14 protein-coding genes, 4 tRNA genes and 1 rRNA gene are annotated in these 14117 nt (G+C 47.1%); 6 read left to right on the top strand and 13 right to left on the bottom strand.

Annotated elements, in window-relative coordinates:
• Positions 1 to 81: 81 nt before the first annotated feature.
• From C1S73_RS10905 to C1S73_RS10885, 5 genes are all read right to left on the bottom strand, one after another.
• Positions 82 to 157: transfer RNA gene (locus C1S73_RS10905), tRNA-Val, on the bottom strand.
• 35 nt (positions 158 to 192) lie between these two features.
• Positions 193 to 268: transfer RNA gene (locus C1S73_RS10900), tRNA-Ala, on the bottom strand.
• Between the two features lie 24 nt (positions 269 to 292).
• Positions 293 to 368 (bottom strand) — tRNA-Lys (locus tag C1S73_RS10895).
• A 2-nt stretch (positions 369 to 370) separates the two neighbouring features.
• A tRNA-Glu gene (locus tag C1S73_RS10890) sits at positions 371 to 446 on the bottom strand.
• A gap of 89 nt (positions 447 to 535) precedes the next feature.
• Positions 536 to 2088, bottom strand: a 16S ribosomal RNA gene (locus C1S73_RS10885).
• 558 nt (positions 2089 to 2646) lie between these two features.
• Here C1S73_RS10885 and C1S73_RS10880 point away from each other — a divergent pair.
• Entirely contained in the window at positions 2647 to 3198 is a 552-nt protein-coding gene (locus tag C1S73_RS10880; RefSeq protein ID WP_038873851.1) for a gamma carbonic anhydrase family protein, read from the top strand.
• A 14-nt stretch (positions 3199 to 3212) separates the two neighbouring features.
• Here the strand turns inward: C1S73_RS10880 and C1S73_RS10875 are convergent, their stop codons facing one another.
• From C1S73_RS10875 to tsaC, 4 genes are all read right to left on the bottom strand, one after another.
• Positions 3213 to 3476 (bottom strand): DUF1488 family protein, encoded by a 264-nt coding sequence (locus C1S73_RS10875; protein WP_038873855.1) that lies wholly within the window; start codon positions 3474 to 3476, stop codon positions 3213 to 3215.
• A 3-nt stretch (positions 3477 to 3479) separates the two neighbouring features.
• Entirely contained in the window at positions 3480 to 4313 is an 834-nt protein-coding gene (gene aroE, locus C1S73_RS10870; protein ID WP_038873860.1) for a shikimate dehydrogenase, read from the bottom strand.
• A 98-nt stretch (positions 4314 to 4411) separates the two neighbouring features.
• On the bottom strand, positions 4412 to 5329 hold the full coding sequence (hemF, locus tag C1S73_RS10865; protein WP_095760630.1) for an oxygen-dependent coproporphyrinogen oxidase: 918 nt from the start codon (positions 5327 to 5329) through the stop codon (positions 4412 to 4414).
• A gap of 34 nt (positions 5330 to 5363) precedes the next feature.
• Positions 5364 to 5921, bottom strand: a complete 558-nt coding sequence (gene tsaC / locus C1S73_RS10860; protein ID WP_038870144.1) for an L-threonylcarbamoyladenylate synthase type 1 TsaC — start codon at positions 5919 to 5921, stop codon at positions 5364 to 5366.
• Between the two features lie 200 nt (positions 5922 to 6121).
• On the opposite strand from tsaC, the gene purE reads away from it, so the two are divergent.
• Both purE and C1S73_RS10850 read left to right on the top strand, forming a co-directional pair.
• On the top strand, positions 6122 to 6607 hold the full coding sequence (gene purE, locus C1S73_RS10855; protein ID WP_005440742.1) for a 5-(carboxyamino)imidazole ribonucleotide mutase: 486 nt from the start codon (positions 6122 to 6124) through the stop codon (positions 6605 to 6607).
• A 4-nt stretch (positions 6608 to 6611) separates the two neighbouring features.
• Positions 6612 to 7745 carry a 5-(carboxyamino)imidazole ribonucleotide synthase gene (locus tag C1S73_RS10850; protein ID WP_038870146.1) on the top strand — a complete coding sequence of 378 codons (1134 nt, stop codon included), beginning with the start codon at positions 6612 to 6614 and terminating at the stop codon, positions 7743 to 7745.
• A 65-nt stretch (positions 7746 to 7810) separates the two neighbouring features.
• Here the strand turns inward: C1S73_RS10850 and C1S73_RS10845 are convergent, their stop codons facing one another.
• The 4 genes from C1S73_RS10845 to C1S73_RS10830 are packed head-to-tail and all read right to left on the bottom strand — an operon-like array spanning position 7811 to position 11073.
• Complete coding sequence (locus C1S73_RS10845) at positions 7811 to 8380, bottom strand: DNA topoisomerase family protein (protein ID WP_038870147.1); 570 nt, start codon at positions 8378 to 8380, stop codon at positions 7811 to 7813.
• 23 nt (positions 8381 to 8403) lie between these two features.
• The gene (locus C1S73_RS10840) at positions 8404 to 8883 is read right to left on the bottom strand and encodes a DUF494 family protein (protein ID WP_038870148.1); all 480 of its coding nucleotides are present in this window, start codon (positions 8881 to 8883) and stop codon (positions 8404 to 8406) included.
• A gap of 2 nt (positions 8884 to 8885) precedes the next feature.
• Entirely contained in the window at positions 8886 to 9995 is a 1110-nt protein-coding gene (dprA, locus tag C1S73_RS10835; protein WP_038870149.1) for a DNA-processing protein DprA, read from the bottom strand.
• A complete protein-coding gene (locus tag C1S73_RS10830) occupies positions 9979 to 11073 on the bottom strand; it encodes a LysM peptidoglycan-binding domain-containing protein (RefSeq protein WP_038870150.1) in 1095 nt (364 codons plus the stop codon). Before C1S73_RS10830 ends, dprA begins: the two co-directional genes overlap by 17 nt.
• Positions 11074 to 11211: 138 nt before the next feature.
• Here C1S73_RS10830 and def point away from each other — a divergent pair, with 138 nt between their 5' ends.
• The 3 genes from def (at position 11212) to rsmB (ending at position 14077) form a co-directional block, all read left to right on the top strand.
• On the top strand, positions 11212 to 11730 hold the full coding sequence (gene def, locus C1S73_RS10825) for a peptide deformylase (protein WP_038870153.1): 519 nt from the start codon (positions 11212 to 11214) through the stop codon (positions 11728 to 11730).
• 33 nt (positions 11731 to 11763) lie between these two features.
• Complete coding sequence (gene fmt, locus C1S73_RS10820; RefSeq protein WP_038870155.1) at positions 11764 to 12711, top strand: methionyl-tRNA formyltransferase; 948 nt, start codon at positions 11764 to 11766, stop codon at positions 12709 to 12711.
• A gap of 82 nt (positions 12712 to 12793) precedes the next feature.
• Positions 12794 to 14077, top strand: coding sequence for a 16S rRNA (cytosine(967)-C(5))-methyltransferase RsmB (rsmB, locus tag C1S73_RS10815; RefSeq protein ID WP_038870157.1), 1284 nt, complete (start codon positions 12794 to 12796; stop codon positions 14075 to 14077).
• The last annotated feature ends 40 nt before the right edge of the window (positions 14078 to 14117 follow it).

The raw sequence follows: 14117 nt of genomic DNA, 5'->3' as shown, positions 1-14117 counted from the left end.
CAGCTTTCCAAATTGTTAAAGAGCTAATCACTTCTTATGAAGTAACCATTTTTAAAAGCACTCATTGAATGCGCTTAAAGATGGTGGGCGATACCGGGCTCGAACCAGTGACCCCCTGCTTGTAAGGCAGGTGCTCTCCCAACTGAGCTAATCGCCCACATAAGTTTTTCGTCTTGTGGTAGACGTCAAGAATGGTGGAGCTATGCGGGATCGAACCGCAGACCTCCTGCGTGCAAGGCAGGCGCTCTCCCAGCTGAGCTATAGCCCCATCTTGAGAGTCATTCTTAAAGAATGGTGGGTCGTGCAGGATTCGAACCTGCGACCAATTGATTAAAAGTCAACTGCTCTACCAACTGAGCTAACGACCCAATGGTATCCCGTAGGGGAGTCGAACCCCTGTTACCGCCGTGAAAGGGCGGTGTCCTAGGCCTCTAGACGAACGGGACACTGGATTGAAGATATTGGGATATCTTCGTCTCTTTTACTTATAAACCGTATCAATCTGTGTGGACACTCATCGTGAGTAATCATCGTATAAGGAGGTGATCCAGCGCCAGGTTCCCCTAGCGCTACCTTGTTACGACTTCACCCCAGTCATGAACCACAAAGTGGTAAGCGTCCTCCCGAAGGTTAAACTACCTACTTCTTTTGCAGCCCACTCCCATGGTGTGACGGGCGGTGTGTACAAGGCCCGGGAACGTATTCACCGTGGCATTCTGATCCACGATTACTAGCGATTCCGACTTCATGGAGTCGAGTTGCAGACTCCAATCCGGACTACGACGCACTTTTTGGGATTCGCTCACTATCGCTAGCTTGCTGCCCTCTGTATGCGCCATTGTAGCACGTGTGTAGCCCTACTCGTAAGGGCCATGATGACTTGACGTCGTCCCCACCTTCCTCCGGTTTATCACCGGCAGTCTCCCTGGAGTTCCCGACATTACTCGCTGGCAAACAAGGATAAGGGTTGCGCTCGTTGCGGGACTTAACCCAACATTTCACAACACGAGCTGACGACAGCCATGCAGCACCTGTCTCAGAGTTCCCGAAGGCACCAATTCATCTCTGAAAAGTTCTCTGGATGTCAAGAGTAGGTAAGGTTCTTCGCGTTGCATCGAATTAAACCACATGCTCCACCGCTTGTGCGGGCCCCCGTCAATTCATTTGAGTTTTAATCTTGCGACCGTACTCCCCAGGCGGTCTACTTAACGCGTTAGCTCCGAAAGCCACGGCTCAAGGCCACAACCTCCAAGTAGACATCGTTTACGGCGTGGACTACCAGGGTATCTAATCCTGTTTGCTCCCCACGCTTTCGCATCTGAGTGTCAGTATCTGTCCAGGGGGCCGCCTTCGCCACCGGTATTCCTTCAGATCTCTACGCATTTCACCGCTACACCTGAAATTCTACCCCCCTCTACAGTACTCTAGTCTGCCAGTTTCAAATGCTATTCCGAGGTTGAGCCCCGGGCTTTCACATCTGACTTAACAAACCACCTGCATGCGCTTTACGCCCAGTAATTCCGATTAACGCTCGCACCCTCCGTATTACCGCGGCTGCTGGCACGGAGTTAGCCGGTGCTTCTTCTGTCGCTAACGTCAAATGATAGTGCTATTAACACTACCACCTTCCTCACGACTGAAAGTGCTTTACAACCCGAAGGCCTTCTTCACACACGCGGCATGGCTGCATCAGGCTTGCGCCCATTGTGCAATATTCCCCACTGCTGCCTCCCGTAGGAGTCTGGACCGTGTCTCAGTTCCAGTGTGGCTGATCATCCTCTCAGACCAGCTAGGGATCGTCGCCTTGGTGAGCCATTACCTCACCAACTAGCTAATCCCACCTAGGCATATCCTGACGCGAGAGGCCCGAAGGTCCCCCTCTTTGGCCCGTAGGCATCATGCGGTATTAGCCATCGTTTCCAATGGTTATCCCCCACATCAGGGCAATTTCCTAGGCATTACTCACCCGTCCGCCGCTCGACGCCCTTAACGTTCCCCGAAGGTTCAGTTAAGTCGTTTCCGCTCGACTTGCATGTGTTAGGCCTGCCGCCAGCGTTCAATCTGAGCCATGATCAAACTCTTCAATTTAAGATTTTGTTCGGCTCAACGAATACTGACTTCAAAACTCATCCTTACTCGAAAGTAAGAAGTAATTTTAAAGCTATTACCATTCCAACAGAATGATAATGAATTGACTGTGCCAAGTCCGAAGACTTGATTGGTCACTCAGTTCATTGAAACCTAATTTGAAACCGCTCTTTATTAAGAGAAATTTCTAATTGGATTATCATCAACGAGTGCCCACACAGATTGATAGGTCTATATTGTTAAAGAGCTTTCCTATTGAGCTTTGCTCAAATCGGACGGCCATTTTAGCGAGTTAAAGTTTAGTGTCAATCACTTTTTTCAAACTTTCTTTCAAGCGTTTCCGCTTGGCTAATTGGCTTGCTAACTTGGCTTTCGTTTCTTTCGAAGCGTTGCCGTGTCAGCGAGGTGGCATTATAGAGATTGCGATCACATTGGCAAGCCCTTTTTCACCTTTTTTTTGATTTTTTTATCGTTTGAATGTTTTTTATTCTAAAAGCCGAGTTTTTGCTACTCTTCTCACCAGATATCACTGTTATTGGCGCTTTATAAGGAGTAAAGATGAGTTCAATCAGAAGTTATAAAGGCATACGCCCACAGCTAGGTAAGCGTGTATACATAGATTCAACCTCTGTTTTAGTCGGTGATATTCGTATTGGCGACGATTCGAGTGTCTGGCCACTAGTTGCAGCTCGTGGTGATGTGAACCATATTCATATTGGTGCTCGAACCAACATTCAAGATGGTAGCGTACTGCATGTAACCCATAAAAATGCTGAGAATCCCAACGGCTATCCGCTAATCATTGGTAATGATGTCACTATTGGTCATAAAGTCATGTTACACGGCTGCGAAATCCACGATCGTGTACTGGTTGGTATGGGAGCAATCGTTTTAGATAACGTTGTTGTCGAATCAGACGTAATGATAGGCGCTGGAAGTTTAGTCCCACCGGGGAAAGTATTAGAAAGTGGTTACTTATATGTGGGCAGTCCGGTAAAACAAGCTCGCCCTCTATCAGAGAAAGAACGAGCTTTCTTGCAAAAGTCTGCCAATAACTATGTGCAGAACAAAAACGACTACATTAACGAAGTGGAAGACATCAATGAGTAGTCAGGAATAGTCCGCTAGTCGATGATTATATGGCCTTCTTCACTGAAGGCTTCCTCTTCTATTAACTCTTCAGCGATTTCTTCAAGATCAAAGCGGTAATCAGTAAATACTTTGATTGCCGCTTGCTCAGTTTCAATCAGTGAACCACTGAGCTTTACTAACTTTTGTTTAGTGACATAACACTCAATCAGCGCACCTGATTGCTGCGCAGCAAAATTTACCGATTGTGATGCTTCATCCCAAGACTGCATGTCAGGGAACAGAATGGATTGATTCATTGATTACTGACCTTCAAGATTCTTTCTTAGCTCTCTAAGAATTTGTTTTGAGCCAGGGCGTAGACCTCGCCATAGCATAAAGCTTTCCGCTGCCTGCCCTACCAACATTCCAAGACCGTCATACGCATAGGCAGCACCGTTTTCTTTTGCCCATAAATTAAAGCTCGTCACTCCTTTGCCATAAATCATATCGTAGCTAGTACTATTGCTACCAAAGATAGAAGAAGAAATAGCAGGCAACTCACCACTAAGAGAAGCGGAAGTGGAGTTGATGATGACATCATATTCTTCATCAATGCTCTCCATCTCTTTGGCTGTGATCGGGCCATGAGAGACAAACAACTCTGCAAGATCCTGAGCTTTGCTAAAGGTACGGTTGGTTATAGTTAAAGAGGTAGGGTTTTGCTCAAGGAGTGGTTTAATCACACCACGAGCAGCACCACCAGCACCGATGATCAGGATTCGTGCACCTTCCAACATGACTTGATACTGAAGTAAATCTTGGACTAGACCCGCACCATCGGTGTTATCACCAATGATTTCTCCATCGTCAAGCTTCTTTAGTGTATTGACCGCACCCGCTAGCTGAGCGCGCTCTGTGAGGCGACTAGCAAATTGATAAGCATCTTCTTTAAATGGCATGGTGATGTTGCAACCTCTACCACCTTCAGCAAAAAACACCTTCGCCGCTTCGATAAAACCATCAATAGGAGCGCTTTTTGCGGTATACACCAAAGGCTGATTGGTTTGGCGTGCAAACAAGGTGTGTATGAACGGTGACTTACTGTGCCCGATAGGGTTACCAAACACGGCATAGCGATCAATTTGCTGAGTCATTTCCTTACCTTCATTCCTTACTATATAGAAAAAACAGGGCCATCTGATTACAGATGACCCTATCACTATCTACCTATATAGAAAAGGAGATTCAGTGCTTACCAATCACGTGGGTTTAGGTATCGCTCGTAAAGCTCTGCTTCTGGAGAACCTGCTTGTGGCTCGTAGCTGTATTCCCAACGAGCAAGAGGTGGCATCGACATCAATATCGACTCTGTACGCCCGCCACTTTGTAGACCAAACAGAGTACCGCGGTCATACACAAGGTTGAATTCAACGTAGCGACCACGGCGGTATAGTTGGAATTCACGCTCACGCTCACCGTACTCAATACCTTTACGACGAGATACAATCGGCAGGTAAGCTTGGCAATATCCTTCGCCAACCGCTTTGATGTAGTCAAAACACTTGTCGAATTCCCACTGGTTTAGGTCATCAAAGAACAGACCACCAACACCGCGAGTTTCATTACGATGTGGTAGGAAGAAGTATTTGTCACACCATGCTTTGTGCTCTGCGTAAACGTCGTCACCGAATGGCGCACAAAGCTGTTTTGCTGTGTCGTGCCATGATTGGCAATCTTCTTCAAATGGGTAGAAAGGCGTTAGGTCAAAACCACCACCAAACCACCAAATTGGGTCTTCGCCATCTTTCTCTGCAATAAAGAAGCGGACATTGGCATGTGAAGTCGGTACATAAGGGTTTTTAGGGTGAATAACCAAAGAAACACCCATCGCTTCAAAACGGCGACCCGCTAACTCTGGACGATGCGCCGTCGCTGATGCTGGCATTTCATTACCTTCGACATGAGAGAAGTTCACCCCTCCCTGCTCGAAGATATGACCATCACGCAATACGCGAGTGCGGCCACCGCCACCAAGACGCTCTCCTTTTTCACGTTGCCATGCATCTTCGACAAAGACGGCCTTTCCATCTTCTTGCTCTAATTGCTGACAAATGGAATCCTGAAGTGACATCAAGAACTGCTTTACGGCGTGCTTATCGATTGCTGACATACGTGTAGTACCTATTGGTTGCTGACTAGCAGGGTTAGCCCTGTCTTAATATTTGCGAGGTTTTAGCATCACGGATTTCACTCGGCTTGTCACGACCACTGGTTTTACCACGTAAGATCGCCACAAGTCGGTCACCTAACTGTTCTTCGACTTCTTCCGTCGTCATACAAGGAGGCAGACCTGTAAGATTCGCGCTGGTAGAGGTTAGCGGCTTTCCAAACGCATTACACATCTTTTGTACCAAAGGATGATCCGTCACACGTACGGCAATCGAATCAAATTGACCCGATACCCAGTGAGAGACTTTGTCACTCGCTGGCATGATCCAAGTGTATGGCCCTGGCCACGTCGCATGGACTTTATCTAACTGATCTTGAGTCAACTGAGATTCATCAACATAAGGAAAAAGCTGCTCGTAACTCGCCGCAATAAGAATCAGCCCCTTCTCTACTGGGCGCTGCTTTAGCTCTAGCAACTTCTGAATCGCTTCTGGGTTATCTGGATCACAGCCGACACCAAATACGCCTTCTGTTGGATAGGCAATCACTTCGCCTTTTTGTAGTGCTTCAAGCACCTGTTCAAAGTTATCCACCGATTACTTCCTGATAGTCTTATCTGTTGTGTTTGCACTAAGTGTACAAATATTCATTCTCAGAGACTAAATCAATTTGTTTATAAAATGTATCAATACCATTTACAAACGCACGCAAACGTTTGCTTGAGGTAAAAATCCCCGTATAATGCGCACAAATTTATCAGCTCACCTAATTTTGCAGCTTGAAGGAGTTTGAGATGAAAGTCGGTATCATCATGGGTTCTAAATCAGATTGGCCAACCATGAAACTAGCAGCGGACATGCTGGATCAATTTGGCGTGTCTTACGAAACAAAGGTGGTGTCAGCTCACCGCACTCCTCAATTATTGGCTGATTACGCAAGCAGCGCCAAAGAACGCGGTATTAAAGTCATCATCGCGGGTGCAGGCGGTGCCGCTCACCTACCAGGCATGGCAGCAGCGTTTACCAGCGTACCTGTACTTGGCGTTCCAGTTCAGTCTCGTGCACTGAAAGGCATGGATTCACTGCTTTCTATCGTACAAATGCCAAAGGGGATTGCGGTTGGTACATTGGCGATTGGCGAAGCTGGCGCAGCAAACGCTGGCATCCTAGCAGCTCAAATCCTTGGTACACATGATGAGGCGATCATGGCAAAAGTCGAAGCGTTCCGTAACGAACAAACGGAAACTGTTTTGGCGAACCCAAACCCTGCTGAGGATTAATCAGATGCATGTACTGGTTCTTGGTGCGGGCCAATTGGCTCGTATGATGTCTCTGGCTGGTGCGCCACTGAATATTCAAATCTCAGCTTACGATGTGGGCAGTGGTAACATCGTTCATCCACTGACTCAGCATGTACTAGGTAACGGCTTAGAGAATGCGATTGAACAAGTGGACGTCATTACTGCTGAGTTCGAGCATATCCCACATGACGTGCTTGATGTGTGTGAAGCCAGTGGTAAGTTCCTACCAAGTAAGCAAGCCATCAAAACGGGTGGTGATCGCCGTATTGAGAAAGCATTGCTTGATGATGCAAACGTACGTAACGCGAAATACTACGTAATCGAAAATCGTGAAGACTTTGACCGCGCAATTGAACACGTTGGTATGCCAATGGTTCTGAAAAGTGCGTTGGGTGGTTACGATGGTAAAGGCCAGTGGCGCTTAAAAGAAACTTCTCAAGTCGAAGGCATTTGGACAGAGATGGCAGAGTGCATCGCGGCAGCAAAGACTCAAGCAATTGTTGCTGAGGAATTTGTCCCTTTTAACCGCGAAGTTTCACTGGTTGGTGCTCGCGGTAAAGATGGCAGCGTTGAAGTGTACCCACTTGCAGAAAACGTCCATACCAATGGTGTATTGAGTCTTTCTACTGCGATTGATGCGCCAGAGTTGCAAGAGCAAGCGAAACAGATGTTCACGGCCGTTGCCAATAGCTTGAATTACGTAGGCGTGTTAGCTCTGGAGTTCTTTGACGTTGACGGCACGTTGCTGGTTAATGAAATCGCACCACGCGTACACAACTCAGGCCACTGGACTCAACAGGGTGCTGAAACCTGTCAGTTTGAGAACCACCTACGCGCAGTATGCGGCATGCCGTTAGGCAGCACGAAATTAGTTCGTGAAACCTCGATGATTAATATTCTTGGTGAAGACACAGTGCCAGAAACATTGCTAGCAATGGACGGTTGCCACATTCATTGGTACGGCAAAGAAAAACGTGCGGGTCGCAAGATGGGTCACATCAACGTGTGCGGCGATTATACTGGCGAGCTGAATCGTAAACTGTGTGCATTGGCAGATGTTCTCGATGAAGAAGCCTTCCCTGCAGTACATGAATTCGCTAAGCAGTGGCAAGCATAGAAAAATTTCTGAATAAATAGCAAAAGGGTCGCATCGTGCGGCCCTTTTTTAATTAGAACTGAAGGCTATTGTGATTGAGTATGCTGGCACTTACGGCTCGCGCATTGCAGTTTAACTCCGCTGGCCAGTTTCTTTTCTACCAACAAGGTAAATCCACATTCCTCGCAGCGGCCTCTAACAGGCGGCAAGTTCACCCCAAACTTGCACTTCGGATAGTTATCACACGCGTAAAATGTTTTACCAAATCGGGTCTTACGCTCAACCAAATGTCCTTTACCACATTCAGGGCAAGCATGTTGCTCTTTCGCTTGCTGCTCTGGCTCAGGTTGGTTAATCGACTCAATATGATGACATTCTGGGTAATGGCTGCAGCCAACAAACATACCATAACGCCCTTGGCGCAATACCAGCTCATTACCGCAATCTGGGCAAGGCACGCCCAACTCTTTTACGATGTGGCCATCATTGCTGTGTAGCGGCTTGATATAATCGCAACTTGGATAATGGCTACAACCTAAAAACGGGCCATGCTTACCGTGTTTAAGAGAGACTTCCCCACCACATTTAGGACAAGGTTCGCGCTCAAGCGCATGCCCATGTGCCGAGAAAAGGTTGTGATCGATTTTACTACTCATACTCACCGCTCAAGCAGAAGATATTAATGAAGAATACCTTGTTCCTTGGTGTATAGCAGCTCTTCCATCAGCGTGTAGGCGTTTTCGTTGCCCGGCACATTAAACAGCACCATAAGAATGATCCATTTCAGGTCTTCAAGCTCAAATTCATGAGTTTCTAGACCCATCACCCGATCAATAACCATTTCGCGAGTTTCCGTAGTCAGAACATTGATTTGCTCTAGAAACAATAGAAAACCACGACATTCAAGATCCAAACGCTGCATCTCAGACGATGTATAAATACGGGTCGATGCCGCTGCAATGCAAGTCGAGATAGCAGAATGTGCGTCACTTTGTTGCAACGCCGCCAGCTCTTCTAACCAGACAAGGGCTTTGTAGATGTCTTTTTGTTGGAAACCTGCACGAAGCAACTCATCTTCCAACTCGTCTTGATCGACCTGTAAATCTGCATCGCTATGGATGTAGGTTTCAAATAGATACATAAGTATATCCATCATCATAGCTAGCCCCTCCCCTTTCGAATATAGCCACCGGATACTGCAACAACATGCCCTGAAAGCTCAAGCTCTAAGAGCTGCATCATGACTTCTTGGACAGGTATATTGGTCCTGTTTGCAAGAATATCAACTGGTGTAGCCTCATTTCCTACGTTAGCTAACAGCTGAGGAAATGGCAATTCTTCTTCATCAATTGGCGCAGAAAATAAATCTAGGCTCTGATTAATAGACCAATCAAGCAGTGACTGTATTTCATTTAACACGTCTTGAGTAGTTTGTACGAGACAAGCACCGTTACGAATCAATTGATTACCGCCACTCGCATTGGGCGAATGAATAGAGGCAGGAAGCGCAAATACTTCACGACCTTGTTCCAGAGCATAACGAGCAGTAATCAAGGAGCCACTTTTTTCCGCCGCTTCCACCACCAATACACCCAACGACAAACCACTAATAATTCGATTGCGACGTGGGAAGTTTTCCGCACGAGGTTTCGCGTTTGGACGAAACTCCGAAACTAGAGTGCCATTCTCCATGACACGCTGCGCTAAACCACGATGCCTGGCGGGGTACACTTGCTCCAGCCCAGAACCTAAGACAGCGATAGTTTTACCGCCCGCCATAAGCGCACCATCATGAGCATGACCATCAATACCCAAAGCCAAGCCACTGGTCACTATCAGATCATGTTGTACGAGTTCTGAAGCAAAGCTACGAGCATGTTGCAACCCATCCACACTAGCATTACGACTACCAACCATGGCGATTTGCGGTTGAGACAAACAGCTCGCATCTCCCTTTACAAATAATAAAGGAGGTGGCGCGACCGTTTGTTTAAGAAGTGGAGGATAAAGTGGATTCGCCAAGGTGAGAATAGAATGATGGGAAGAGGATTCTAACCAAGTTAAACAAGCATCGACTTCTTTATCGACCTCAGACCATGCTTGTAACTGTTTCATCGCCAGCCCAAGGCGGAGAAGCTGTTCAGTCGAGTATTGGACAATGTTATTCGGCGTGTCTTTGGTCAGCAGCTTATTCATCTTAACCCCGCCAATGCCTGGTAAGCAGCTGAGCTTTAACCAGGCAGCGAGGTCGGTATCATTGTGTGGTTGCATTGGTAGTCGATTCCTCTACCAGAGGAGAAACCACAGATACCTCTTTGTTGATTGGCTTCGTGCTATTGGTGATCAGAGCAAGACTGAAATACTCATACGGGCGAATCACTAACAACTCCCCAACTTTGCTCTGTGGTAAGGTAATTTTCGTATCGAGCAAACCATTATCTTTGGCAAAGTCATCACCGTCTCTGAATACTGGGTGTGCGTCTTCTTTCAAATCAAACACACTGCCTTGGCGAAGCGCATCCGATGTGCCTTTATCTATCACCACAACTTGGTTGGTCGAGCTATAACGGATACCTTCAATATTCCCCAATAATTTCGCAGAAGAGCCTTGTGGTGATGGCAACGGATAGAATGTTGCAGAGAAATCACCGTTATCAAGAACTTGAACTGGCAAAGCAATGTCGTTACGGACAATCTCTTGCAATTGCGTGGTGATCTTCAGACCAGAAAATTCTCTCGACGCCTCGATCAACTCACCTTTAGCAATCAAACGTAATGCCGTGATTTGCTTTGATACATCATCTCGCGAAAAGGTTTCTACAGGTCGATAGATAGCCCATCCTGCCGAAGTTTGCTCACCACTAATATACAGCGTGTCTTCCGCAGTAAGGAATTTGTTGCCTTTACTGCTGCCCATCACTTTGGCTGCATTTTCTAATGTTTCATCATCCACTAAGCGATCGGATTTCAGATAAGGCATCACCAACCCTTCCGCAACCGTCGGTACCGCTTTTCTTTCCGTGATACGCGCTTGAGGGCTAAGCTTTTTAACCGGCTTTAAACTCAATACCGGTTGGCCATTAATCCAAACCAAAGAGAGCTTATCACCGGGATAAATCAGATGTGGGTTGTCTATTTCTGGGTTTACCTGCCACAAACGAGGCCACAACCAAGGGCTATCCAAATACAAAGCAGAAATATCCCACAGCGTATCACCTTTCACCACAACGTAAGTTTTGGGTGCATCGTCTTTAACGGTAAGTGGTTGGGAGTCCGTGTTTGCTACGGCACTGAAAGAGAAAAGTAACGGCAACGTAATGCGAGAAACGTTGCGGAAAATTCGATTCATGACCCTCGTCCTTGGTCTGTTAGGCAGTTACCGGAATGGAAATTGGTATCAGGATGCTGTCATTTAGGTCATAAAATGTCTAGAATTGAGCCAACAAGGTTTGTGCTGTTACGGCACAGTTCAATATTTCGAGTGAATATGTCTGTATTACAAGTATTAACATTCCCAGATGATCGCCTGCGTACCGTTGCAAAACCTGTAGAAGAGGTGACACCTGAGATTCAAAAAATCGTCGATGACATGATTGAAACCATGTACGACGAAGAAGGTATTGGCCTTGCGGCAACGCAGGTTGATATCCATAAACGTATCGTAGTAATTGATATTTCAGAGACTCGCGATGAGCCAATGGTGCTTATCAACCCTGAGATTCTGGAAAAGCGTGGCGAAGATGGCATTGAAGAAGGCTGCCTGTCGGTACCTGGTGCTCGAGCACTTGTAGCTCGCGCTGCTGAAGTTACCGTTAAAGCCCTAGATCGCGATGGCAAAGAATACACTTTCGACGCTGACGATCTGCTAGCAATCTGTGTTCAGCACGAACTAGACCATCTAATGGGCAAACTGTTCGTTGATTACCTATCGCCACTAAAGCGCAAGCGTATTCAAGACAAGCTAGCGAAAATCAAACGCTTTAACGAGAAACAGCAAAACGCTTGATCTCGATACAATTTAAATAGAAGGAAGTCTACCTTGAGTCAGTCTTTACGTATTGTCTTTGCAGGTACTCCGGATTTCGCCGCCCGTCACTTGGCGGCGTTGTTGTCTTCGGAGCACGAAGTAATTGCGGTTTACACTCAGCCAGACCGCCCTGCTGGTCGCGGTAAAAAGCTTACTGCCAGCCCAGTAAAAACCATCGCGCTAGAGCACGACATTCCGGTTTATCAGCCAGAAAACTTCAAATCAGACGAAGCCAAGCAAGAGCTTGCCGATCTAAACGCCGATATCATGGTAGTAGTAGCTTATGGCCTATTGCTTCCACAAGTTGTGCTAGACGCACCTAAACTAGGTTGTATCAACGTACACGGTTCGATTCTTCCTCGCTGGCGCGGCGCTGCTCCTATCCAACGTTCAATTTGGGCTGGTGATGCAGAAACGGGTGTAACCATCATGCAGATGGACATTGGTTTGGATACAGGTGACATGCTGAAAATCGCAACATTGCCGATTGAAGCAAGTGACACCAGCGCATCTATGTACGAAAAACTTGCAGGCTTAGGCCCTGATGCTCTGATTGACTGCCTAGCAGACATCGCAACAGGTAATGCTGAGCCAGTGAAGCAAGATGACGAGCTTGCAAACTACGCGAAGAAGCTAAGCAAAGAAGAAGCACGCATTAATTGGAATGACGACGCGGCACACATTGAGCGCTGTGTTCGCGCATTCAACCCATGGCCAATGAGCCACTTTGAAGCGGCTGAAAACAGCATCAAAGTATGGCAAAGCCGTGTGACAGAACAAACCAGTGACAAGCCAGCGGGCACTATTGTGCAAGCAGATAAAACTGGTATTTATGTTGCGACAGGCAATGGCACACTGGTACTGGAACAACTGCAAGTTCCAGGTAAAAAAGCCATGTCAGTTCAAGATATTCTGAACTCACGAGCATCTTGGTTTGAAGTTGGCACCCAACTGGTTTAAAAAGCCAGACAATAGTGTCAAAGACCAATAATACGAACTTTTAGAGGGCAGAGATGCCCTCCTTTACTTTAAGGTACTCATCATGAATGTTCGCGCTGCGGCTGCCAACGTCTTGTATCTTGTCGTCGACAAGGGCCACTCACTTTCAAGCGCTCTTCCAGCGGCTCAACAAAACGTACGACCACGTGACCACGCTCTTCTACAAGAGATCTGTTACGGCGCTCTACGTTACCTCCCTCGCCTAGAAATGATTGCAAACCAGTTGATGGATAAGCCGCTAAAAGGCAAACAACGCGTTTTCCATCACCTAATTTTGGTAGGCATTTATCAGCTAAGCTTCATGCGTATTCCTGCGCACGCTGCAGTCGGTGAAACGGTTGAAGGTACCAAAGAGCTGAAAGGTCCTCGTCTACGCGGTCTTATCAACGCGGTATTGCGTAACTACCAGCGCAGCCAAGAAGAACTAGACCAAATGGCAGTCAGCAACAATGCGGGCAAGTACGGCCACCCAAGCTGGTTACTTAAACTGCTGCAAGAAGCTTACCCAGAGCAGTGGGAAAGCATTGTTGAAGCCAACAACCAAAAAGCGCCAATGTGGCTGCGTGTAAACCACCAGCACCACACTCGTGATGAATACCTAACGCTACTCAAAAATGAAAACATTGATAGCACGCTACACACACAAGCAATGGACGCCCTAAAATTGGCCGCGCCATGTGATGTGATGAAACTGCCGGGCTTTGAAAAAGGTTGGGTATCGGTGCAAGATGCGGCAGCACAGTTGTCGATTAACTATCTTGAACCAAAAGATGGCGAGCTGATCCTAGACTGCTGTGCAGCACCGGGCGGTAAGACGGCGCACATTCTTGAACGTACGTCTGGCAGTGAAGTGGTTGCCATTGACTGCGACGACACACGTCTTAAACGTGTGCACGAAAACCTGAAGCGTCTCAACCTTCAGGCAAAAGTGGTTTGCGGCGATGCGCGTAATCCTCAAGAATGGTGGCAAGGCGAACAATTTGATCGCATTTTGCTGGACGCACCATGTTCTGCAACGGGCGTAATTCGTCGTCACCCAGACATCAAATGGCTACGTCGTGCTGATGATATTGCCGCACTGGCGGAACTACAGAGCGAAATTTTTGATGCAATGTGGACGCAACTGAAACCGGGCGGCACCATGGTTTACGCGACTTGCTCAATCACACCACAAGAAAACGTGGAGCAAGTAAAAGCGTTCTTAGCACGTACTGCAGATGCGCAACTAGTGGACTCAGATCCCGAACAACCTGGTCGTCAGATTCTACCAGGTGAAGAAGATATGGATGGTTTCTACTACGCAGTGCTAACGAAAAAACACGCGTAACAGCATGCTAAATAGGGCGATTGAAGCGAATTCAATCGCC

This window comes from Vibrio jasicida 090810c (genome assembly GCF_002887615.1).
GTDB lineage: Bacteria > Pseudomonadota > Gammaproteobacteria > Enterobacterales > Vibrionaceae > Vibrio > Vibrio jasicida.
Note: the sequence above shows the minus strand (reverse complement) of the source record. Positions and strands in the feature narration are given on the sequence as shown.